The 23,454-nt window shown below is 36.4% G+C and carries 25 protein-coding genes; 8 read left to right on the top strand and 17 right to left on the bottom strand.

The genetic code is table 11. The annotated features are described in order from the left end of the window. Window positions 1–15: 15 nt before the first annotated feature. Complete coding sequence (locus tag NSS74_RS01355) at window positions 16–474, top strand: universal stress protein (protein ID WP_001066676.1); 459 nt, start codon at window positions 16–18, stop codon at window positions 472–474. 41 nt (window positions 475–515) lie between these two features. Here the strand turns inward: NSS74_RS01355 and NSS74_RS01350 are convergent, their stop codons facing one another. Continuing rightward, a complete protein-coding gene (locus NSS74_RS01350) occupies window positions 516–1,220 on the bottom strand; it encodes a hypothetical protein (protein ID WP_002143372.1) in 705 nt (234 codons plus the stop codon). Window positions 1,221–1,315: 95 nt separating this feature from the next. Between NSS74_RS01350 and NSS74_RS01345 the strand changes: the two genes are divergently transcribed. Together NSS74_RS01345 and NSS74_RS01340 are read left to right on the top strand one after the other, a co-directional pair. Next, a complete protein-coding gene (locus NSS74_RS01345) occupies window positions 1,316–1,495 on the top strand; it encodes a hypothetical protein (protein WP_002034316.1) in 180 nt (59 codons plus the stop codon). Between the two features lie 101 nt (window positions 1,496–1,596). After that, window positions 1,597–2,163: a DinB family protein gene (locus NSS74_RS01340; RefSeq protein WP_002143373.1), complete on the top strand. Its 567-nt coding sequence runs from the start codon at window positions 1,597–1,599 to the stop codon at window positions 2,161–2,163. Between the two features lie 58 nt (window positions 2,164–2,221). On the opposite strand, the gene argH is transcribed toward NSS74_RS01340, so the two are convergent. Both argH and NSS74_RS01330 read right to left on the bottom strand, forming a co-directional pair. Further along, the gene (argH, locus tag NSS74_RS01335) at window positions 2,222–3,610 is read right to left on the bottom strand and encodes an argininosuccinate lyase (RefSeq protein WP_340813137.1); all 1,389 of its coding nucleotides are present in this window, start codon (window positions 3,608–3,610) and stop codon (window positions 2,222–2,224) included. Continuing rightward, window positions 3,607–4,812, bottom strand: coding sequence for an argininosuccinate synthase (locus tag NSS74_RS01330; RefSeq protein ID WP_002129394.1), 1,206 nt, complete (start codon window positions 4,810–4,812; stop codon window positions 3,607–3,609). The genes argH and NSS74_RS01330 overlap by 4 nt, the downstream gene beginning before the upstream one ends. 167 nt (window positions 4,813–4,979) lie before the next feature. Here NSS74_RS01330 and NSS74_RS01325 point away from each other — a divergent pair, with 167 nt between their 5' ends. Next, window positions 4,980–5,297, top strand: coding sequence for a hypothetical protein (locus NSS74_RS01325; protein WP_002034320.1), 318 nt, complete (start codon window positions 4,980–4,982; stop codon window positions 5,295–5,297). A gap of 28 nt (window positions 5,298–5,325) precedes the next feature. Here NSS74_RS01325 and NSS74_RS01320 read toward each other — a convergent pair whose 3' ends face one another. Continuing rightward, window positions 5,326–5,520 carry a hypothetical protein gene (locus tag NSS74_RS01320; protein ID WP_012261817.1) on the bottom strand — a complete coding sequence of 65 codons (195 nt, stop codon included), beginning with the start codon at window positions 5,518–5,520 and terminating at the stop codon, window positions 5,326–5,328. A gap of 856 nt (window positions 5,521–6,376) precedes the next feature. On the opposite strand from NSS74_RS01320, the gene NSS74_RS01315 reads away from it, so the two are divergent. Beyond that, window positions 6,377–7,039: a YitT family protein gene (locus NSS74_RS01315; protein ID WP_002015542.1), complete on the top strand. Its 663-nt coding sequence runs from the start codon at window positions 6,377–6,379 to the stop codon at window positions 7,037–7,039. Window positions 7,040–7,069: 30 nt separating this feature from the next. Here NSS74_RS01315 and NSS74_RS01310 read toward each other — a convergent pair whose 3' ends face one another. Next, a complete protein-coding gene (locus NSS74_RS01310; protein WP_012261818.1) occupies window positions 7,070–7,903 on the bottom strand; it encodes an EcsC family protein in 834 nt (277 codons plus the stop codon). A gap of 137 nt (window positions 7,904–8,040) precedes the next feature. Here NSS74_RS01310 and NSS74_RS01305 point away from each other — a divergent pair, with 137 nt between their 5' ends. Further along, window positions 8,041–8,676, top strand: a complete 636-nt coding sequence (locus NSS74_RS01305; RefSeq protein ID WP_040963124.1) for a DUF1796 family putative cysteine peptidase — start codon at window positions 8,041–8,043, stop codon at window positions 8,674–8,676. Between the two features lie 71 nt (window positions 8,677–8,747). Further along, window positions 8,748–9,182 (top strand): NUDIX hydrolase, encoded by a 435-nt coding sequence (locus NSS74_RS01300; RefSeq protein ID WP_002143378.1) that lies wholly within the window; start codon window positions 8,748–8,750, stop codon window positions 9,180–9,182. A gap of 27 nt (window positions 9,183–9,209) precedes the next feature. Here the strand turns inward: NSS74_RS01300 and ackA are convergent, their stop codons facing one another. The 5 genes from ackA to NSS74_RS01275 form a co-directional block, all read right to left on the bottom strand. After that, complete coding sequence (gene ackA / locus NSS74_RS01295) at window positions 9,210–10,403, bottom strand: acetate kinase (RefSeq protein ID WP_002015546.1); 1,194 nt, start codon at window positions 10,401–10,403, stop codon at window positions 9,210–9,212. A 299-nt stretch (window positions 10,404–10,702) separates the two neighbouring features. Next, window positions 10,703–11,689 carry a class I SAM-dependent methyltransferase gene (locus NSS74_RS01290; protein WP_002015548.1) on the bottom strand — a complete coding sequence of 329 codons (987 nt, stop codon included), beginning with the start codon at window positions 11,687–11,689 and terminating at the stop codon, window positions 10,703–10,705. A 211-nt stretch (window positions 11,690–11,900) separates the two neighbouring features. Further along, entirely contained in the window at window positions 11,901–12,401 is a 501-nt protein-coding gene (gene tpx / locus NSS74_RS01285) for a thiol peroxidase (protein WP_002015549.1), read from the bottom strand. Window positions 12,402–12,536: 135 nt separating this feature from the next. Further along, the gene (ytfJ, locus tag NSS74_RS01280) at window positions 12,537–12,932 is read right to left on the bottom strand and encodes a GerW family sporulation protein (protein ID WP_000350005.1); all 396 of its coding nucleotides are present in this window, start codon (window positions 12,930–12,932) and stop codon (window positions 12,537–12,539) included. A 12-nt stretch (window positions 12,933–12,944) separates the two neighbouring features. After that, window positions 12,945–13,583: a DUF2953 domain-containing protein gene (locus NSS74_RS01275; RefSeq protein WP_016102961.1), complete on the bottom strand. Its 639-nt coding sequence runs from the start codon at window positions 13,581–13,583 to the stop codon at window positions 12,945–12,947. Between the two features lie 205 nt (window positions 13,584–13,788). On the opposite strand from NSS74_RS01275, the gene NSS74_RS01270 reads away from it, so the two are divergent. Then, window positions 13,789–14,592, top strand: coding sequence for an NAD kinase (locus NSS74_RS01270; RefSeq protein WP_012261821.1), 804 nt, complete (start codon window positions 13,789–13,791; stop codon window positions 14,590–14,592). A gap of 193 nt (window positions 14,593–14,785) precedes the next feature. Here the strand turns inward: NSS74_RS01270 and NSS74_RS01265 are convergent, their stop codons facing one another. The 7 genes from NSS74_RS01265 to ezrA all read right to left on the bottom strand — a co-directional run bounded on the left by NSS74_RS01265 (window position 14,786) and on the right by ezrA (window position 23,405). Further along, window positions 14,786–16,354: an amidohydrolase gene (locus tag NSS74_RS01265; protein ID WP_340813133.1), complete on the bottom strand. Its 1,569-nt coding sequence runs from the start codon at window positions 16,352–16,354 to the stop codon at window positions 14,786–14,788. Window positions 16,355–16,441: 87 nt separating this feature from the next. Beyond that, complete coding sequence (locus tag NSS74_RS01260; RefSeq protein WP_002034332.1) at window positions 16,442–16,873, bottom strand: VOC family protein; 432 nt, start codon at window positions 16,871–16,873, stop codon at window positions 16,442–16,444. A 102-nt stretch (window positions 16,874–16,975) separates the two neighbouring features. Then, window positions 16,976–18,562: an acyl-CoA synthetase MbcS gene (mbcS, locus tag NSS74_RS01255; RefSeq protein ID WP_002034333.1), complete on the bottom strand. Its 1,587-nt coding sequence runs from the start codon at window positions 18,560–18,562 to the stop codon at window positions 16,976–16,978. 221 nt (window positions 18,563–18,783) lie between these two features. Further along, the gene (locus NSS74_RS01250; RefSeq protein ID WP_000168891.1) at window positions 18,784–18,978 is read right to left on the bottom strand and encodes an alpha/beta-type small acid-soluble spore protein; all 195 of its coding nucleotides are present in this window, start codon (window positions 18,976–18,978) and stop codon (window positions 18,784–18,786) included. A 79-nt stretch (window positions 18,979–19,057) separates the two neighbouring features. After that, window positions 19,058–20,272 carry a tRNA uracil 4-sulfurtransferase ThiI gene (gene thiI, locus NSS74_RS01245; protein ID WP_002034334.1) on the bottom strand — a complete coding sequence of 405 codons (1,215 nt, stop codon included), beginning with the start codon at window positions 20,270–20,272 and terminating at the stop codon, window positions 19,058–19,060. Window positions 20,273–20,278: 6 nt separating this feature from the next. After that, complete coding sequence (locus NSS74_RS01240; RefSeq protein WP_002015559.1) at window positions 20,279–21,421, bottom strand: cysteine desulfurase family protein; 1,143 nt, start codon at window positions 21,419–21,421, stop codon at window positions 20,279–20,281. A 274-nt stretch (window positions 21,422–21,695) separates the two neighbouring features. Further along, a complete protein-coding gene (gene ezrA / locus NSS74_RS01235) occupies window positions 21,696–23,405 on the bottom strand; it encodes a septation ring formation regulator EzrA (RefSeq protein WP_016102959.1) in 1,710 nt (569 codons plus the stop codon). Window positions 23,406–23,454 lie beyond the last annotated feature (49 nt).

The following is a 23,454-nucleotide window of genomic DNA, read 5'->3' as shown; positions in this document are numbered from 1 at the left end:
TGGGAGGAATTTACTATGAATAATACATATACAAATATTTTAATTGCGGTGGACGGTTCTAAAGAAGCAGAAAAAGCCTTTAAAAAAGCAATTCAAGTTGCAAAACGAAACAACGCAACATTAACAATTGCTCATATCGTTGATGTAAAAGCATACTCAGCAGTAGAGGCTTATAGCCGCGCAATTGCTGAACGTGCAAATCTATTTGCAGAAGACTTATTAGAAGACTACAAAAAAACTGCGCTTGAAGCTGGTCTTGAAAAAGTGGAAACTGTATTAGAATTTGGTAATCCTAAATCTAAAATTTCAAAAGAAATCGCTCCAAACCATAAAGTGGATTTAATTATGTGTGGTGCAACTGGTTTAAATGCTGTAGAACGTTTCCTAATTGGTAGCGTCTCTGAACATATTATTCGCTATGCGAAATGCGATGTCCTTGTTGTTCGTGGTGACGAGGAGCAAGGTGATCTTTAATTTATAAATAAAACACCAAGTCCACATAGGCTTGGTGTTTTTCATTTCACAAACTTCACTATAAATACAAGACAAGCTACAACAACAACGGTACCTGCCAACACATACGGCGGAAGGAATTTCAAAGACCATAGCGCCATCATTATCGTCGCAACAATTAAGTACGTTTGCTTTGCATCTTCTGTCATTTTTTTACGAAGTAAGAAAACATACACATAACCGATTGGCGGCGTAATGAAGCAAAGAACATATATAATTTTTGATTTTAAATACCACTTTTGTTCGCCAAGTTTCTTTATGTCTTCTTCTATTCTCTTACTCTCTTGTTCTCTCACTTCTTCTTCAATCGGATCTTCCTCTTCTCCTCGCCTTTCTTTCATATAAGGAAGAAAATGCATAAAAAAATAACATGCAAATACGATTGCCCAAAATTCAATATCCAATCTTTCTAGTGGAATATGCTCACTAAAAAATGCAGCAGCAATCACTAAAGAAAAACAATACGTTGTCATCCAAAATGAACGTTTTCTCTTTTTCCGTTCTATTTCTTTTTTATCTTTTACTTCTTGTACTTTCTTTTTTCTAGAAAGCCATACAGAAATACAGCAATCTACTACAAATAAGGTAAAGATAAAGATTGCTATATGCATTGTTGTTACATTCTCAAATGAAAATACTTCTGGGAATGCAACGTGTAATACAATTAGCGTGTACAAAATTAACCCTACAAAATAAATACGTCTCATCTTCCATTCCTTTCTCATTTCCTAACATTAGGTTAACATACATTTTTTAGAAATAGACGGACAAAATATATGTGTTTAGAAAAGGAGGATGCTACATGGATGATTATGAACGTATTATTTTAGATGTGAACGGTACAGAACTCGAAATGTTAAATACGATTCGCGAGCATTTTAAAGAAAAACATGGTGTTGAACTAAGTCACGGTGCATTGCTTCGAGATTTAATGGATATTGAATACATTCGAATTACGGAAGATCGACACAAGTATGATTAATCGATGAAACTTTAAGCCTAGAACATATTGTTCTAGGCTTAATTAAATCCATATGAAAAATGTTATAATTAGGAAAAAACAGGCATGGAGGATGCTCTACTATGAAATCTGAAAATATCTCAAAACATTTTCACACATTACATGCGCAAAGAAACGAGTTCCTTCCTGAGCTTCATTCACTTTCACAAGAACAACTATGGTACAGGAAAGAGGACGGAAAATGGTCTATTGGTGAACACTTTTATCACTTATATTTAATTGCAAGGATGCTAAAAGTAGCGATTAAATTCTCTTTCACTCTTATCCCTTATGCCAAGCTAAGAAAAAACACCCCATTTGCAACTGAAATACATGACATTTATGCCGAATATAAAGAAAAACACGGCAAAGGAATGAAAGCTCCTTGGATTTTAATCCCTTCAAAAAAAATCTATTATTCTATGAGTGCAATAGAATTAGAAGAATTACTTTCACGTGAAACAGATGAAATAAAAAAACTAGTTCAAAATATAGAAGAAAATATCGCAGGACATATCGTATTTTTAGATCCAATTGCTCACTATCCTAACCTTATTCAATCTATCCAACTATTAGCGATTCATGAGAAACATCATTTTATGATTATGAAGAATAATTATGAAATGATAGATACGCACCTAAAAGTCTAAATACAAAAAGGTAAGGTACTTTCTAAAAAAGCACCTTACCCTCTATATCATACATCATTCAAATTCCAACAAACTCTATGGCTAACCCCTTCGCCTTCTCCAAAGCTTTTTCAATTTGTTCAAACCCTGTTCCACCAGCACTGTTACGACGCTTTACAGCTGCATAAGGTGAAAGAACTTCATATAAATCTTCTTCAAATAAAGGACTCATTTCTTTATACGTTTCAAGTGGTACATCTAATAAATAGATCCCTTTTTGCGTACAATGAAGAACTAGTTTCCCGACAATTTCATGAGCTTGACGGAACGGCAGTCCCTTGCTTGCTAAATAGTCGGCAATTTCTGTTGCGTTAGAGAAGTCTTGCGTCACAGCTTGCCCCATTTTTTCTTTGTTTACAGTCATCGTTTCAAGCATGCCTGCCATAATATGAAGGCATCCTTCTACTGTTTTCACTGTATCAAACATTCCTTCTTTATCTTCTTGTAAGTCTTTATTGTAAGCAAGCGGCAATCCTTTCATTACTGTAAGTAAACTGAATAAATTACCGTATACTCTGCCAGTTTTACCACGAATAAGTTCCGCCATATCCGGATTTTTCTTCTGCGGCATAATACTGCTTCCTGTTGCGTATTGATCGCTCATTTCAATAAATTGAAATTCTTGACTACTCCATAAAATAAGTTCTTCGCAAAAGCGTGATAAGTGCATCATAAGCATAGATGAGTTACTTAAAAACTCCAGTATGAAATCACGATCACTTACCGCATCTAAACTATTTTCATAGATTCCATTAAATCCAAGAAGCTCCGCACTATATTCTCGGTCAATCGGGAATGTTGTACCAGCTAGTGCTCCTGCTCCTAATGGTGAAATGTTAATACGCTTTAACGAATCTTCATAACGATTCACATCGCGCTCTAACATCCAAAAGTAAGCAAGAATATGATGCGCAAATGAAATCGGCTGTGCACGTTGCAAGTGCGTATAGCCGGGCATAATTGTTTCAATGTTATTTTCCGCTTGATGAACAAGAACAGTTTGCAATTGTTTTGTAGCTTTTATAATATCTTCTACTTTTTCTTTTAAATACAAATGCATATCTGTCGCTACTTGATCGTTACGGCTTCGGCCTGTATGAAGTTTCCCTCCTACTTCACCGATTCTTTCAATTAACATTTTTTCAATATTTAAATGAATGTCCTCAGCCTCGACTGAGAAATTCAATTTATTTTGTTTCGCTTCCTCTAGTAAATATTGAAGCCCTATCTTTATTTTCTCAGCTTCTTCTTTCGTAACGATGCCTTGCTTTGCTAGCATCGTTACGTGTGCGATACTCCCTTTTATATCTTGGCTAACCAATTGCTTATCAAAGGAAATAGAAGCTCCGAATTCTTCTACCCACGCTTCCGCTTCTTCTGTAAAACGTCCGCCCCAAAGTTTGCTCACGCTTCCACCTTCTTTTGATTCACTTGACTGTATACTTTCGTAGGTAAACCGAATAATGAAATGAATCCAACTGCTGCATCATGATTAAATTCATCCTGGGCAGTATACGTTGCTAATTTTTCATCGTATAAAGAATACTCAGATTTACGCCCTTCTACAATCGCATGACCTTTAAATAATTTCACACGTACTGTACCTGTTACATTTTTTTGCGTTTCTTGTAAGAAAGCATTGAGCGCTTGTTTTAAAGGTGAGAACCATAAACCGTTATAAATTAATTCTGTTAGTTTTTGCTCAATCATCGGTTTGAAATGAGCGACCTCTTTCACAAGTGTTAAATCTTCAAGTTCTTTATGCGCTGTTATTAATGTCATTGCTGCTGGGCATTCATATACTTCACGAGATTTAATACCGACAAGGCGATTTTCTACATGGTCGATACGTCCCACGCCATGTTTGCCAGCAAGTGCATTTAACGTTTTAATTAGTTCTGAAAGTGAATATGCAGTGCCGTTTAAAGTCGTCGGTACTCCTGCTTCAAATCCGATTTCTACAAACTCTGGTTTATTCGGTGTATCTTCTAATGCTAATGTCATCTCGTATGCTTCTTCTGGCGGCGCTGCCCATGGATCTTCTAAAATTCCACATTCGTTGCTGCGTCCCCATAAGTTTTGATCGATTGAAAACGGGCTATCTAAATTAATTGGAATCGGTATATCATTTTCTTTTGCATATGCAATCTCTTCTTCACGTGACCATTTCCATTCACGTACAGGCGCAATAACTTCTAAATATGGATTCAACGCTTGAATAGAAACTTCAAAACGAACTTGGTCATTCCCTTTCCCTGTACATCCATGTGCAACTGCACTTGCGCCTTCCTGCTCTGCAATTTCTACTAATTTTTTTGCAATAAGCGGACGAGATAATGCAGAGACAAGAGGATATTTCCCTTCGTATAACGTGTGAGCTTGCATCGCTATCAATGCATATTCATTCGCATATTCTTCTTGAACATCAATCATATATGATTTAATTGCACCTACTGAAAGTGCTTTTTCTTTTACAAACGCTAAGTCTTTACCTTCCCCTAGATCTAAGCAAAGCGCGATAATATCATAATTCTTCTCTTGTAACCATTTAATTGCAACGGAAGTATCAAGACCTCCGGAATATGCTAATACAACTTTTTTCTTCTCCATTTTGCATCCCCCTAAAGAATAAATATTCATCTTTTCTTATAATAATCCAAACTTTATCACCTTTCATAAAATGAATCAAGGGGAATTTATAAAATTTTTTCAAACAATTTCGTCGAACTTCTTTCTTTTTTTATGTAAAATAGAGGAAGGAAAATGGAGGGGTGTCTATGAAAAAGTATTTTATATACAATGAACATCTAGGAATTGAAGTACCGAACATACAAAAAAAATGGGAAGACATCTCTGAACAAGCGCAGCATTCTATTTTATTAAAATGGGAGCAAGTTCGCGGAAAAATACCTGATCGCATAAAGGAACTTGAGCACCATATTAACGCTAAACAACACCACTTAAATAACGAAGAAGACTTCGAAATTTCTTGCAGGCTAAATTCAGAAATTGCCGATCTTGCTTCAATTATTAACGATCTTTGGCTTTGGTATCGTCTAACCCAAAACGTATCTGAGGGAAAAGCACACCAATGAAAAAAGCATGCCCCTCAATTAATTCGGGTCATGCTTTTTTGTCGTAACACGATTTACAATATATTTCTTGTGCTGTTTTCGCCAAACACACATCAAACGGACCAACTAATATACTTCTTTCTTTTGGCAACTTTACAAAAGCAACTAGCTCTTCTTCATATTGAATCTTTTTCTGACATGAAAAACATTTTAATTCTTTTCTTTTAAACATGTCTTTTAGCATATCTCCATTCTCCCCCTCATCTATCTATATTAATATACTCTCATAATAGTTAGAGCTTGTAAAAAAATGACACATTCCGAAACAAATTATTCATATACTATGTACAAAAGGAGGTCTCAAACTTATGCGAGCTTTCATTATTATCGCTTTAACTTTTTTAAGTATCATTAGCTGGGATGCATTTTTTAAAGATAAAAGTGATGAGAACAATACAATTGAATAAAAACCCTTCTTTTCTTACTTATTGGACAAACTTCTAAAAGTTGTCCAGTTCTACGAAATAACTTAGGCTTTCCTACAAAAATATTTAAACATAACATTTTTTGTAGATTCTCTTCGGTTATTGTCGGTTTCCATCCGCATGTATTTTTTGAAAGTATGATATAATAATATAAATCTTGAAGGAAGGGATTTTGATATCATGATCGCTCGAAGGAGCATGTGGCATCGTATTGACGAATCATACACGTAGCGTATTTTTCAGCTCAGATACTTTAGTCTAGCGAAAAAAATACGAGAGTGGGGAAATTATGATTGCCCGAAGGATAATTTGGCAAAAAAAAGACTCTTCTTACACATAGCGTTTTGTTTAGGACTTAATTGTTACTAGCTAAACAAAACAAAGAAGAGCAGGATTGCTAAATGAAGAATCCTACTCCACGTTTTGTTTAGTCGCTTTAAGACTTAAACTAAAACGAAGGTAGGGAGAATTGATGGACGAGAGGATTATTCGTTATTTCTTCAGCGACATATAGCGTAGTTAGTTTTTTTCGTAAACTAACTGAAAGCTACATGTGAGCTCGTAGTTAGTTTACAACACCAAAAGGACTACTAACTACGGAAAGAAGGAATAACGATGAGGAACATCCAAAGTCGACAAATTATTAAAGAAGTTTTTATGGTTTTAATCGGTTCATTTATATTAGCAGCAGCGCTATATCACATTCACTTCCAAAACCACTTAACAGAAGGTGGCTTTGTAGGTATTGCACTATTCATCCAAAATTTTTATGATATTTCACCATCTATTTCAACTGTAGTAATGGATATCCCTATTATTTTACTATGTGCTTCATTTTTAGGTAGAAAAATGGTTGGCTATTCATTCTTAGGTTCACTTTCATTCGGAGTATTTTATTCCCTTATGGAAAATTATTCTCCTTTTACGGTAGATTTATCAAATAATTTATTTGTAGCTGCAGTAGTTGGCGGTGCGTTAGCTGGTATTGGACTCGGTTTTATATTGCGATTTGGCGGTGCAACCGGTGGAGACGATATTTTAACAATTATATTAAGTAAACGAACTCGGTTTACAATTGGGCAAATTTTCTTCGTCTTTGACGCGATTGTTCTTGCGCTTTCATTATATTATTTAAATTGGACAGAAATTGCTTTTACTATTCTTTCGATTGCCGTACAGGCAAAAACATTGGATTTAATTTACTATCCAAAAACAGAAAAGAAAGCAGCAAAGCAACCCGTTTCTATTCCAATATCCAAAAAACATGCGACAAACTAAAAAGCGAAAGGCTTCGGCCTCTCGCTTTTTTCATGCTCTCTTTTCTTTTTCTAATATGTAGCGTACTTGATAAAACTTATTTGCAAATTCAGTAACATTCCTCGTTAAGCGATAGTTCACTGTAGAGCCAATCGCCATTCCGAGTACAGGAATGCCTTGGAATACTTTACGACGAAGAGCATAAATCGAAAACGTCTTCAAAATTTGTTTTAACACAACCTCAGTAGAAGCTGGCTTTAATACTGCTTCGTCTCCTTCATAGAAGAATGAATCCTCTTGTTCGAGTTCTCTCAGTAAATTGTACCATGCATATTGCTGAAGTCTCGCCGGCAATAATGCTGCATGGAATACCTTTAACGCAAGCATCATTTCATACGGCTTGTTCACATCATGCCCAAATGATGTCGCAACAAGTTGGACAGCCTTCACATTTAACGCAATCATAACCGGAAAATCAGCTGTTAATAATAATAACCCCCCAGCACCCGTTGCTCCGCCTTGTACGAATGAATATAGGCGATGTCTTGCTGTTTGCTGCTCTGCTATGTATGTTAATTGATCAATAGATAACGCCTTCAAATCTTCAAGTTGCTCAATTGATTCATCAAATAATCTCGATGTTCCTAAAATGCGATTACGTGCATCTAACTGTGATTGTGAACTTTGAATAAGTGCATGCAAATGAAAGAGCCATCCATCTGCTTTCGTAAAGAAATCTTTTCGTTTTTTCTCAGGCAATTTCGCAATTGTAGTATGTACCCATTTATCAAACATTTTTTGAAAATCGGTCGCTTCTTGCTCAACTAATTGCGATTCCCATTCTTTTATATTGTCTAAAATGGCTTGTTCTCGCTTCGATCGCATCGCAACAACCACCTCGTTCGATTTTTTTCTATTGTAACATATTTCCGCTTGTTCTTTGCAAATATGCTTGTCTATCTTTATTCACATACCATTTTTTAGTGACATAAAATATTAGCAAAAAGGATGAGATGAATCACATGAATCTATCCAATATAAAAAAAGAATATAATGCAGTATTCAGCTTAGGACAAAACTGCTGGCCTGCTTGGGCTTTATATCAATTCGAATTATCACCATTTTTTGGTGTTATCGATTTTATGCTAAGCCCTTCATTAGAAAAAGTGAATTTATTATTACAAAATCGATTTGACCGTTTTTTACAGTTCGAAAACTTATCCTTCATCTCATTTTGGGATGATGATGCGAAATTAAGACTCCGTGACAACCTATATGAAATCGACTCCTGTCACGACTTTAAAACAGATGTAAACACACCAAAATCCTGGCCTTCTTATACAGAAATTAAGTTAAACTATGAGCATCGAATTAATCGTTTTCTAACTACAATCGAAACGGCAGAATCCACATTGTTTATTCGAACGGGAGGAACATACGAAGAAGCACGTTCCTTGGAACAAATTTTATCTCAAATAGTTAAACATACATTCTCTGTCCTATTACTCATTCCTGAAGATGTACCAACTATCGCCCAAGAAGATTGGGGATTACAAAATATTTGTGTTATAAAATGCCCAGTGATGGATATATACCAGTACAATGAAGCATTTTGGAATGACTTATTTAATGGCATCACAATTCGGCCAAACGCTTAAATACACGTCACCTTTTATCACACCCTGCCTTATAATCATCCTTATACAAAATAAATAAGGAGTAATTATATATGTATCCACGTGCAAAAGCTTTTGGCATTGCTATACATCACGGTCGCCTTCTCGTACAAGAATATCATACAGGCGATGAAACATATTACCGACCTCTTGGCGGATCAATTGAACTTGGTGAAAAATCAGCACATACTGTTATTCGCGAATTTCAAGAAGAGCTTCACACAGAAGTGGAAATCACTAATTATTTAGGCTGCTTAGAAAACATCTTTCATCTAGATGGAGAAATTGGTCATGAAATCATTCAGCTATATTCTTTACGCTTATTAGACATGTCACTATATGAAATGGAAAAAATGAATATACAAGATGAGCAAACCGTATCGTATGCGAAATGGATTCCCATTACAGCTTTCATTCAGAAGGAAAAAGTGCTATATCCAGATGGAATTTTAAACTATATCCAAAAGAAAAAAGACGAAATCCTATAGGATCTCGTCTTTTTTTTATATAGTATATTAACCAATATCTCCAAGACGTAATACGTCACGAGCAATCATAACTTCTTCGTCAGTTGGAATTACGATAATTTTTACTGGAGAGTGTGGGAAGCTGATGAATGCTTCTTCACCGAATACGTTATTGCGTTTTACGTCGAAGTATACGCCCATATACTCAAGGCCTTCTAATACGCGCTCACGAATAATTGCACTGTTTTCACCTACACCAGCTGTAAAGATGATAGCGTCAACGCCTTTCATACGAGCTGTGTAAGAACCGATGTATTTATGGATACGGCTCACGAACACGTCAAGTGCTACTTTCGCACGGTGGTCGCCTTCTTCTTCTTTCGCAATGATGTCACGTAGGTCACTAGAGTAACCAGTAAGACCTAACATACCACTCTTCTTGTTTAATACGCTAACTACTTCTTCTACAGTTTGGCCTGTTTTTTCCATGATGTATGGAATTAACGCAGGGTCAATGTTACCAGAACGTGTACCCATTGTTACACCAGCAAGTGGAGTGAAGCCCATAGAAGTATCGATAGACTTACCGCCTTCTACTGCTGCGATACTTGCACCGTTACCTAAGTGACAAGAAAGTAGGCTTAAGCTTTCAATTGGACGACCTAATAATTCAGCCGCACGCTCAGTTACATATTTATGAGAAGTTCCGTGGAAACCGTATTTACGGATGCCAAATTTCTCATAGTACTCATATGGTAAGCTGTATAGGAATGCAGATTCCGGCATTGTTTGGTGGAATGCTGTATCGAATACTGCTACTGCTGGTACGTTTGGTAGTACTTCTTGGAATGCTTTAATACCAACAAGGTTTGCTGGGTTGTGAAGTGGTGCTAAATCGCTTAATTCTTCGATATCAGCTAATACTTCAGCATCAATTAAAACAGAATCAGCAAATTTTTCGCCGCCGTGTACAACACGGTGACCGATACCGCCAATCTCATCAAGAGATTTTACGATTCCGTTTTCAGTTAATTTCTTAAGAAGCATGTTAACTGCTACTGCATGATCTGGGATGTTTGTAATTTCTTTTTGTTTTTCGCCATTTACAGTAATTGTGAAGATACTATCTTCTAAACCGATACGTTCTACTAAACCTTTTGTTAATACTGTTTCACTTGGCATTTCAAATAATTGGAACTTTAACGAAGAGCTTCCTGCGTTAATCGCGATGATTTTTGACATCTAGTCTTTCGCCCCTTTTTCTCTTGGTAGTTGTGTGGATCATTCCACAAACCGCTCGATTTTATCTAATTAAATTCACTCATTATGAAAACGTTTCATCATTAGTAAATTTTATACTCACGATTTTAATTTAAACATCGTCCGACATATATTTCAAGTGAAAAAATTGTAACACCAAGAAAAAAAATATATTACAGATTTCAAAAAAATTCAGTTAAATCTTGTATATATTAAAAAACATTACATATCCTATAAAACTGTACTACATTAATTACTAACCCTGTTACATATATATCGTATTATTTATGTGTTGCAAACCAAGTATTCAATTGATCCATAATGTTCTCCATAGCCTTCATGTTAGAGAATTTAGGTAATTCCACTAGTAGTGCCTGTTTCGGCATTGTTACACCTTGGCCTTTCTTTTGGAGAACAAATATACTTTTTGCATTTTTCTCGTTTTTAAACATGGAAACAGGAAGCTGTAATAATCCTTGAATAAAACATGTCTCTTTAATGAATGCATGTAGCTTTGGCGCTTGATCACTTTCAAAAATGAAGTTTGGTACTAAGAAGAATAAATACCCGCCTTCTTTCGTATGTTTCACACTTTGTTCAATAAATAAGTGATGTGCATATGACATTCCTTCATTTGCTTTTAATGTATATTCACTTGCAACAATTTCATTTGGATAATAACCAATTGGTAAATCTGAAACGACTGCATCAACTGGATCAATATAAAGTGGTGCTAGTCCATCTTGGTGGAAGAATTCGATTGCATGCTTTTGTAAATTTGCATTTACTAAAGCAAGTTTAATTAACACCTCATCCACTTCTACACCAAATCCACTCATTGTTAGTTCTTCTTTGGCGCTATTAAACAATGTAGTCATTAAGTTACCAGTTCCAATTGCAGGGTCTAAAACAGTAATTTCTTTTTGACCTTGCATAAACTTATGGAATAAGTAGCTCATGAACATTCCAACTGCATCTGGCGTCATTTCGTGATTCGCTTGTACGCCCTCTTTCATTCCTTTTAAAATGGCTAGCTGAAATGCTTTACGAATTTCTTCCCCTTTATATGTTTCTTCATTAAACGTACTATATTCACGATTCAACCGTTCAATTGTTGATTCGGATAATTCCTCTTGTAAAATCGCTCCTTCAAACAAGTTATCACCTGTTTCTACAAGCGCCTCTAAATATGTTACATCTAATTCTTTACGTAAAACTACCGTAGAAGAATCAAAAATAGAAAATAATGTTTCTACTGCCTGACTCACGTACATTCCTCCTTCTCTCTTTTACACATAACTTATATCATACCATAATCTAAATTTTTCCCAAAAGAAAAAGCGACCTCTTGCAAAGAGCTCCCCTTCAAGTTGTTTATGATGTAACGTCTTTTCTCATATATTGGTTCAGTTAACAATACATGAGAAAAGACGACCTCTTCTAAAGTAAAACTTTAATGAGAGGTCGTCTTCATTTACATTACTTCGCAGATTTAGCTGCTTCTAATGCTGCTTCATAGTTTGGATGGCTTGTACCTTCGCCTACGTATTCTGCGTAAACTACTTTGTCATTGCTATCTACTACGAATACTGCACGAGCAAGTAAACGAAGTTCTTTCATTACTAAGCCATAAGCTTCACCGAATGAAAGGTCACGGTGATCAGAAAGTGTTACAACATTTTCTAAACCGTTTGCTGCACACCAGCGTTTTTGAGCGAATGGTAAATCAGCGCTAATTGTTAATACTTTCGCGTTTTCAATACCTGCTGCATCTTCGTTAAAACGACGAGTTTGTGCATCACATACACCTGTGTCGATTGAAGGTACAACACTAATTAATTTCACTTCACCTTTGTATGTTTCTAAACTTACTGGAGATAAGTCATTTGCTAATACTTGGAAGTTAGGCGCTTGATCGCCAACTTTAACTTCTGTTCCAACTAAAGTCATTGGGTTACCTTTAAAAGTTACATTTGCCACTTAAAAATCCTCCCTTATTTTAAACAAAATATGTACAATGTAAATGATAGTTTGTCCCTATCGATAATGCAAATAAAATCGCTTTATTTACAAAAAAATTAAAGAAGCTAATCCACTGATCAGCTTCTTTATTCGTTAAATTTGAAATTCAGGATCATCTTCTTTTCGTTTATCCATCATTTCTTTCACTTTATCAACAGCTTGTGGCGCTAATTCAATTATTTTATCGATGACGTGTGTTTGCTTATCTAAGTGTAATACTTTCACACCTTCTCCATTTATAACAAGAAAGGCAACAGGATTAATAGAAACTCCTCCACCACTTCCCCCGCCAAATGGATGACGGCCTGAATGTTCTACTTTACCAAATTCACTTCCACCAGCAGCAAATCCAAAACTGACTTTCGAAACTGTAAGAATTACACTTCCATCTGCCGCTTTAATTGGGTCACCAACAATTGTATTTACATCAGTCATTTGTTTTAAATGCTGCATTGCGGTTGTCATTAAACCTTGAATTGGATGGTCCATTCTATATCCCCCCTATGCTTGAACAGATTTTTCTGTCATACCAGATCTTTGCTTTCTCATAAACACGAGTAATTTTATCGCTGTTTTTACAGTACGGAATATACGAAAAGATGCTGTTAACTCGCATCTTGATGCAAATCCCTTTCCTTGAAAAACAGGAGTAATTTCAAATTCTGGTACGTCGACAATATGCATATATTGTCCTACAACTCCAGCAGCCATTCCTTTTGTCCCCCATGCATATCCAGTGACAATTCCAGTACTAGCCGCGTCGCCTGCTCCAATTTGCGTATGCCATTTCCAACCATTGATTTTCACTCTTTTGAGAAAATCTTTAACAATAGTATGAACGTCTTGAAGCTTTTTTATCAGTTCCCCTATACTATCGAGTTGTGCCATAATTTTATTATCTATTCCGCCGTCCTCTTCAGCTTTTTTAATTTTTTGTCCTGTCTTCTTCTGCTGTTTTTCAATTCTTTCCAATACATCAAACGTATATCGAATCATCCATATTTTTACTTGAAATAAACATTGTTTTTCCATTTCTGAATATAAAAACGTCACCTTAAGCGATATTTTCGATAATAGTATAAGCAAAATAAAAAGTAGAAGAATTATCATTCCAATTACGAGCCACTTCATTCGTACCATCCTTTCACTCCATACCCATTATCGACAAGTTTATTCATCATTAAACAGACTTTGATAAAATTGAATATAAAAATTTTTCTAAAAATAAAAAGGAATTTTGACAATTTATATCGAAATATACTATTTGAACATATCATCCAGAAACATACTCTGACGATATGTAGCACTAAGACTAGAAAATTTAACTGCAGTGGAGGGATACATAATGGCAAATCGTCGCAATTTATTTTTCTTTTATGGTGATGACAAAGTAACGCTCGTTGAAAAAATGAAACCAGTATATCGTATTTTAGAGGAGAATGGATTTACCATATTAGATCATCCAAAAAATGCAAACGCTATCGTCAGCGTTGGAGATGATGGGACTTTCTTACAAGCCGTTCGTAAAACCGGCTTTAGAGAAGATTGCTTATACGCAGGTATTTCTACGAAAGATGAAATTTCTTTCTACTGCGATTTCCACATCGATCACGTTGATACAGCCCTTCAAGAAATTACAAAAAACGAAATTGAAGTGCGAAAATATCCAACAATTCAAGTAGATGTAGATCACGGTACATCTTTCCATTGTTTAAATGAATTCACATTACGCTCTAGTATCATTAAAACATTTGTCGTAGATGTACACGTCGACAATTTACATTTCGAAACCTTTAGAGGTGATGGATTAGTTATCTCCACACCAACAGGAAGTACCGCTTACAATAAATCATTACATGGTGCAGTTGTCGATCCACTTATCCCATGTTTCCAAGTAAGCGAACTAGCATCTTTAAATAACAACACATACCGTACACTCGGGTCACCGTTCCTTTTAAATCACGAGCGTACGTTAACTTTAACACTTAAACCAGATGGAAATGATTATCCTGTTATTGGAATGGATAACGAAGCACTTAGCATTAAACAAGTGGAAAAAGCCGTTGTTCGTTTAAGCGATAAACAAATTAAAACTGTTAAATTAAAAAACAACTCTTTCTGGGAAAAAGTACAGAGAACATTTTTATAGTATTAAAATAACCGCAGAATTATGGGATTCCATAATTCTGCGGTCTTTTATTTCCCCCGATTGGTGTGGGCAGCCATCTCTTACTATGCAGTCGCCATTATTGTCAGCTTTTGTCGGTAAGTCGATATACTTTAATAATCGCTGATATATTTCAAGTTATGGTCGATATATTTCAATAATCGCTGATATATTTTCACACGTCTTTTCTATAAACAATCTTCCCATCAACGACGGTCATTTCTGCCTGTACTTCTTTTATTTCTTCCGCCTCAATTTCAAAAATATTGCGGTCTAATATCGTAAAGTCTGCCTCATATCCTTTTGCGATTTTTCCTCGCTTCGCTTCTTTTCCGATTGCATAGGCACTTCCTGTTGTAAATAAAGAGACAGCCTCATACACCGTTAATCTTTCTTCTGGCATATAGCATACACCATCAATAAAACTTCTACGTGTAACAGCACTATATATACCTAAAAACGGATTCACTTGTTCAATTGGAGCATCAGATCCACCATTGCAGTGCAGCCCTGCGCCGAGCAATGTCTTCCAAGCATACGCATAACGAAGACGGCGTTCTCCTAGTTTTTCAATCACTGATGGAAAATCCGATGAAACAAAGACTGGTTGAATATCAATAATAGCTGGCAAGTGTTTCATTCTTTCAATCAACTCTTCACGAGCTAGCTGACAATGAATAATACGGTCACGTAATCCTTCTGCTGGTGGATGTAATTCAAGCGCATCAATGACATATTCAAGCGATAAATCACCAATTGTATGAATCGCAACTGGCATATGTAAATCCCGTGCTTTTTTCACTAAACCTGCAAGCTCTTCACGTGAGAGAATGGCAACTCCATTTGTTTCCTTCGCATCTTCATACGGTTCACTTAATAAAGCCGTTCTTCCGCCAAAAGATCCGTCAGAAAAAATTTTCATCGCTCCAAATTCAATATAATGCTCATTTTCATATTCGTTTCGCTCATTCGCTACTTCATGGTGAACGAGTAAATGCGCTTTAAACCGCATTTCTTTTATAACGTTTGAAAACGCATTGTACGTTTTTTGAAAGCCGCCATAATAATTTAAGTCTTCCGTATGCCCGCCAACGAGTCCGTATTGCCAGCAGTCTGAAATCGCTGTTTGCAGAGCACTTTGCAAATACACTCCATCTATTTCGGGCTGAACATGTTTAATTAACTCTTGTCCTTGCTCATATAAAAGTCCTGTTAATTTATTTAATGAGTCACGACCAATTTTTCCGCCCTTTGGATCTTGCGTCGCTTCTGTTATGTTCGCTTCTTGCAATATGTATGAATTCACCCATGTCACGTGACGACAAACACGCTTTAATAAAATCGGATGTTCTTTAGAGATTTCATCTAAATCACGTACATGAACTTGTTTTGTATCTGTGAAATTATTTTCATTCCATCCTTCTCCGATAATCCAAGATCCTTTTGGCGCTTCTTCTACGCGCTTCTGAACAAGAGTAAGTACTTCGCTATAAGATTTGCAATTTGATAGATCTAGACGAAGCAACCTCTCCCCATGCCCAATAAGATGCATATGGCTATCAACGAGTCCTGGAATCATCGTTTTCCCTTTTAAGTCATATAACTTCACTTCTGAATATCGGTTTTCTAACTCTTCTTTATTCCCCATATGAACAATGACGCCATTTTCAACGTAAATAGCTTCTACTTTTTCATTCTCTTCTCGCATAGTGTAAATGGTGCCGCCATACCAAATTTCTCCCATATACTCGTCCCCCTTTTCCTTTAGTCTACGAAATTAGAGCGTATAAAAAAAGCACCATTTCGATTAAAAATGGTGCTTTTCCAAAAATTATTTTTGTTCAGTAGGGTTCGTTGTAACTTGCCATTCAATGTTAAATTTATCTTTTAGTTGTCCGTATGCTGGGCTCCAGAAAGTTTCTTGAAGTGGCATAATAACTTCTCCACCTTCTTGTAACTTATCAAATACTTCTTTCGCTTTTTCTGCATTATTAATTTGAATTGCGATTGTTACTTGAGATCCGATTGCATGCCCTTGACCTGGGAATGTATCAGAAATCATAAGGTCCGTATTACCAACTTTTAAAGTAGCATGTAAAACGCGCTCTTTCGCTTCAGCTGGAATTGGGTATTCCGGATTTTCAGGCATGTCACCAAAAGTTTGCATTACTTCTACTTTTGCGTCTAACGCCTCTTTGTAAAACTGTACAGCTTCTTGCCCACTACCATCTAAAACTAAGTACGGATTAATACCTAAAATCATACGGACACCTCTTTTTTTAGTTTATAAAATCGAACTTGTGTTCGTTTTTATAATATCATCGTTTTACATTTCATTCAACTATTTACTTCCCTATTTTCAAAATTATTTTGAAGGAAGCTCCATTTCTTGTTTTCTAAGTTCAATACGGCGAATTTTTCCGGAAATCGTTTTTGGTAGTTCATCTACAAATTCAATTTTGCGAGGGTATTTATATGGTGCAGTCAATTCTTTGACGTGTTGTTGGAGCACTGGAATTAATGTTTCTTCGTTCTTGTCTATATTCTCTCTTAATACGATAAATGCCTTCACGACACTTCCGCGAATTTCATCAGGGCTTGCGACAACCGCACATTCTCTTACATATGGATGTTTTACAAGTGCATCTTCGACTTCAAACGGTCCGATTGTATAACCAGAGCTAATAATAATATCATCACCGCGACCTTCAAACCAAAAATAGCCTTCTTCATCTTTTTTCGCTTTATCACCGGTAATATAATAATCACCGCGGAATTGCATCGCTGTGCGCTCATCGTCTTTATAATATTGTTTAAAGAGTGCTGGTGTTTCAATGTGAACTGCGATATCACCAACTTCTCCTACCTGTACAGGAGTTCCTTCTTCATTTACGATATCAACATGGTTTCCCGGCGTCGGTTTTCCCATTGATCCTGGTCTAATGTCCATCCCTTTCATTATCCCAACGAGTAATGTGTTTTCCGTTTGTCCATAACCGTCTCTTACCGTAATATCAAAATGCCTTTGGAACGTTTCAATAACTTCCCTGTTTAACGGCTCACCAGCTGATACAGCGCTATGTAACGCTTCTAAATTGTACTCACTTAAATTTTCTACCTTTGCCATTAATCTATACTCAGTCGGCGTACAACAAAGCACATTCACCTTATTATCGCCTAATAAATTTAAATACGTTTTTGGTTCAAACTTACCATTGTATACAAATCCTGTTGCACCTGAACCGAGAGTCGCTACAAACGGGCTCCAAATCCACTTTTGCCAACCTGGACTAGCCGTTGCCCATACAACATCATTTCCTTCAATTCCGAGCCAGTTCGGAGCGCTTGTACGTAAATGAGCGTATGCCCATGCATGCGTATGAACAACTCCTTTTGGATTTCCTGTCGTCCCTGACGTATAAGATAAAAAGACCATATCTTCTTTATCTGTCTTCGCCATTTCTAACATGTCACTTTCTGTTTCTAATGCTGTTTTTAAATTTTTCCAACCATCTACTGAACGCTCGCTCAAAACGAATTTCTGAAGAGATTCCACCGCTTCTACGCCGTCGAATTGTCCAATATACGGTTCGTAACTTACAATTGCTTTCACTTCTCCGTGCCCAATACGGTACTCAATATCTTTTTTACGCAACATTTCTGAGCTTGGAATAACGACAAATCCTGCTTTAATCGCAGCAATATACGTCATGTAAGCTTCAATTAAGCGCGGCATCATAATAAGGAGCTTGTCCCCTTTTTGTAAGCCACTTTTTATAAAAGCGTTTCCAATTCTATTCGCACCTTGCATTAATTCAAAATATGTAATCTCTCGTCTATTCCCTTTATCATCTTGCCAAATTAAAGCAAGCTTCTCTTTATCACTCGTATATTTCTCTATTTCCGAAACTAAATTATAAGACGGCGGCGCTAACAATTCCTCTCTCTTCATATAACATCCTCCTTTATTTCTATGCCTCCCTTATATAATAAAGAATTTTCAGTAAATTTTGAACCCTCTTCTTTTGACAATTTTTTTATATTTATGTCGAATTGATGTATGAATGTATAGCGACGATGTTTTTAACATAACGATTCATCGGCAAATAACGACGAAAACGACAAAAAGAAAGAGCGGGAGAACCCGCTCTTTCTAAGCCATCGTATATGGGATTATTTTTGGTAACCGCCTAATTGTTGCTCAGCTAGTGAAACTAGACGTTTAGTAATTTCGCCACCAACAGATCCGTTAGCGCGAGATGTTGCATCAGCTCCAAGTTGAACACCAAACTCTTGAGCGATTTCGTATTTCATTTGATCTAATGCTGCTTGAGCACCAGATACTGCTAATTTATTTGTGCTTGCCATGTTGTATCACCTCCTTGTGAGTATAGAGTGTGATAAACAACATGACTTCATGCACATTTGAATGTGGTAATTTATGGGTTTAGAAAAGTTCTTCGAATTTTTCTTCTTCAGCCACTACTTCTACTGTTTGTAATACCATTGTTTCTTTGTTCGCTACAGCCTCTTCAATTAACGGCGCGAAATCGTACTTCGCTTCAAAACGATTTGCTTTCTCACGCTTCGGTTTCGTCGATGGACTTGCTGGTGTAAACACTGTACAGCAGTCTTCATATGGACGAATTGAAATATCATACGTTCCAATTTCTTTTGCAATTTTAATAATTTCTAATTTATCCATCGTAATAAGCGGACGAATAACAGGATAGTTTGTCACTTCGTTAATCGTATGCATACTATCTAACGTTTGGCTCGCTACTTGTCCAAGACTTTCACCAGTCGTAATTGCAAGTGCATTACGCTCCTCTGCAATACGCTCTGTAATACGCATCATCATACGACGCATAACTGTCATAGAATAGCTAGATGGAATTTCTTTATTAATCGTTTTTTGCACTTCAGTAAATGGAACAAGATGAAGTGTTACACGTTTACAGTATTGCGTTAACTCTTGTGCTAAATCGATTACTTTTTGTTTCGCGCGCTCGCTTGTGAAAGGTGGACTATGGAAGTGAACTGCTTCCACAGATACGCCGCGTTTCATCGTTAAGTACGTTGCTACCGGGCTATCGATACCACCAGAAAGAAGTACCATTACTTTTCCGCCAACGCCAACTGGTAAACCGCCAGCTCCCATGTGCTCACCACACATAATATAGCTGTAACCACTGCGAATTTCTATACGTACATTCACATCTGGATTATGAACATCTACTGTGATATCCTCTGTATTTTCTAAAATGTGCCCACCGATTTCTGGAAGTAACTCCATCGTCTTCATTGGGAAGCGCTTATCAGAGCGGTGCACTGTAATTTTAAATGTTTTCACATCACCTTTTACTTGTAAGAAAGCTGCTAATGCACCTTTTTTAATATCTTCTAATTCTGATGGTACTTTCATTGCTAAGTTAAACTTATGAATACCAAATACATCTTTCAATCTTTCAGAAATTGCTTCATGGTCTTCACCATTTAACTGAATGTACATACGATCATGTGTTGCATCAATTTTAATGTTTGGGAATTTTTTTAATTTGAATTTCACATTATCTTTTAACGTACTTACAAACTTAGAACGGTTCTTTCCTTTTGTCGTCATTTCTCCATAACGAACTAAAATATATTCATATGTCATCATATTTCTTTACCTCATCACTTCATATAATTTTGGCATCGTCTCTTTAACAATACCTTCAAATTGTTTTACTTCTTCCATCGTGTTGTCTGGTGCTAGACTAATGCGAATCGCACTTGTAGCTGCGGCGTGCGGTACTCCCATTGCCACTAGTACTCTGCTCACTTCATTTGCTTTTGAAGAACAAGCAGACTTCGTCGATACATATACACCATGCTCTTCTAAAGCATGAACGACTACTTCTGGTTTTAAACCGACAAATGATACATTTAAAATGTGCGGTGCCGCATATTCAAGTGATGTATTAATCGTTACAGTTTCCATCTCTTTAAAGAAACGGACCAGCTCTGTTTGTAAATTTTGCAAATGAACTATCTTTTCTTTCACTTGTTCCATCGTCATACGAAGTGCTTTCACCATCGCTACAATACCAGGTAAATTTTCTGTACCTGAACGATACTTGAGCTCTTGTTGACCACCTGATAAGATTGGATCTAATCTTACACCATCACGTACGTAAAGAAGACCTGTCCCCTTTACGCTATGAAATTTATGTCCAGATATTGAACAAAGGTCAATATGAGAAGCGTATAAATCAAGTGGTACTTTTCCTATCCCTTGTACATGGTCCACGTGGAATCTTATTTTCGGATAGTTCGTTAATAATGTTCCAATTTCAGTAACGGGCTGAATCGCTCCAGTCTCGTTGTTCACGTGAATAATTGACACAAGAATCGTATCTTCACGAAGTGCTCGTTTTACATCTTCTACCGATACAACACCGTGCTCGTTAACCGGTAAATACGTTACATCAAAACCGAGATCTTCTAATTGTTTATATGCTTCAAACACAGACGCGTGTTCAATATTTGTTGTAATGATATGTTTGCCGCGCGAACGATTCCTCATCGCTATCCCTTTAATCGCAAGGTTATTCCCTTCCGTTCCACCTGATGTGAAAATAATTTCAGCAGGTTTAACGTGAAGGAGCTGTGCCGCAATCGTTCTCGATTGTGTTAATAGACGCTCTGCCTCTCCTCCAAGCGAATGAATAGAAGAAGGATTACCAAAATATTTCCCTGCAACCGTTACGTACGATTGAAGCGCTTCTGGATATGGCTTCGTCGTCGCACTATTATCAAAATAGATCATCGTTCTTCCCCTTTCAGCGCTATCACATCATATAATCATATCACAAATACGTGTAATTACGCTAAGACTACTCAAAGGTTCCGTTTTTATATAAAAGTGTACATTTTCCCCGGCCATTTGCAGGCATACTGAGTGGTGAAGATTAATAATCAGTGGTGGATGAAACCCCATCACTTATGGTTTCACTTTATTTTGAAACGAACAACCTTACTGTATTCCGCTATTCATTATAGCAACATCGACTTCAAAATTACACAAAAAAACAAACCCTTTATTAAAGGGTTTGCTCATTGTCTACATATTCAGCTATTTTTTGAACAACACCAGGTTCAAGTTGCTCTAATATAGAAGCCGCTTGTTCTAAAGCTGCATCGTATTGATATTCACGGAATAATTTCTCCGCATAATTTAAGCTTTCTGCAAGATTCTCATCATGACTGCGGTATCGGTTACCGTATTGAATTAGTTTTTCAACTAAATAAGCTTGTCCAATTAATTCTTCTGTCATTTCAGATACACCATTCACAACTGTGTATGCTTCTTCTAAACTGCTATTTACAGTATTCATATTTAACGGCTTTACTTCTAATTGCTCATATACAGCTTGCATCGCCATTTGCCCTTTTTGTAAATCTTCCATAATACTCTCTGGAAGACCTGGTAAATTCGACTTTTGCATAAAACGTTTCGTCTCAAAAATTGTATTTCGCATTTCTTGTAATTTCTCACGTGCTTCAAATTCTTCTTTGCGCATCGTTTGTAGCATTTCTTTATATTCTGCATGAAGTACTTTTAAAGTTTCACATTGCTCATAAACCTCTTCTAGTTCCTCACGAATGATAGAGAATGCAATATCTTGTTCAGCAACGCGTATTTGTAACACTTCAAAACGTTTCATTAAAATATGCATTTGCTTTTCAATTACTTTTTGTGACTCAATATCTTTGTCTTGTAATTGATAACTTTGTTTCACAAGTTGTGTTTCTATTTTCGTTTCAATTGTTTCTGTACGAATTTCTTCTAAATCTTCATAAACAGACAGTGTTTTTTGCTCCACATAATGTTTCGCATGCACTTCTTGTTCAAGTTGATCATAAAAACTGTCTAAACGAGTTTTTAAGTTCTCTACTTTTTCTGCTGCTTCTGTTATATGAAGTTCCTGTATATCCATTAAACATGTGTGTAGTTGTGTCGTCATATCGCGGACTTCTTTAGGGATTTCCAAATACTCTAATACATAGCCTTGTCTTATCATATCATCATGACCTTGTAATAAATCTTCCAGCTGAACTGGTAATGTCGCTTGACACTCTACCAATAAATCCGGAATTTGATGAATAACGATTTCTAAACTTGCTAAACCTTCTTCTAAACTAATAACAATTTCTCTCGCTTTTAAATAATCACCATTATCTGTTGCCTCTTCAAAAGTTTTGAACTTCTCGGATTCAACATCTAACATCTCTTCAATTTTTTGCTCAGCTGCTCCATACATGTGTCGATGAGCAAGAACGCTCTTTTTCATACTACGATATGTATCACGTAACCCTTCAATTTCCGCGCTATTTTTCTCATGGCTTTCTAACAGTTGCTGTAATTCATTTAAAATGTCTGTAATACGATTATCAGCGTCATCTAAACCACTTATGGATTCTTTCATCGCATGCTTTGCTTTGCGGAAGGAGAATTGCGAGGCGAATTTTCGCGCTTGCCCTAAATCTTTTTCAGCTTTCGGAAGAGATGTTGATACAATTTCATCCCACTCTTCACGCCATTTACCAAACAGCTCTTCTGTTTGACCTGTCATATTTAAATCTTTTACCCGCTTTAGTTCATCTGCCACAGGTTTATCTTTTATCTCTTGTTTCCACTGCTCCAGTGCTTCAATATCTTTATATGAACGATTTCTTATCACAAGCTCTATCATGAGCAGCACTAGAATAGAGCTTACTACAATGATAACGATCGTCAGGATAGAATCCATGCAAAAAAGCCTCCTAGTTATATCTCTTTTTTTGTCCGTTCCGTTTATG

Origin of the sequence: Bacillus sp. FSL E2-8868 (genome assembly GCF_038005505.1) — a bacterium.
Classification (GTDB): domain Bacteria; phylum Bacillota; class Bacilli; order Bacillales; family Bacillaceae_G; genus Bacillus_A; species Bacillus_A mycoides.
Note: the sequence above shows the minus strand (reverse complement) of the source record. Positions and strands in the feature narration are given on the sequence as shown.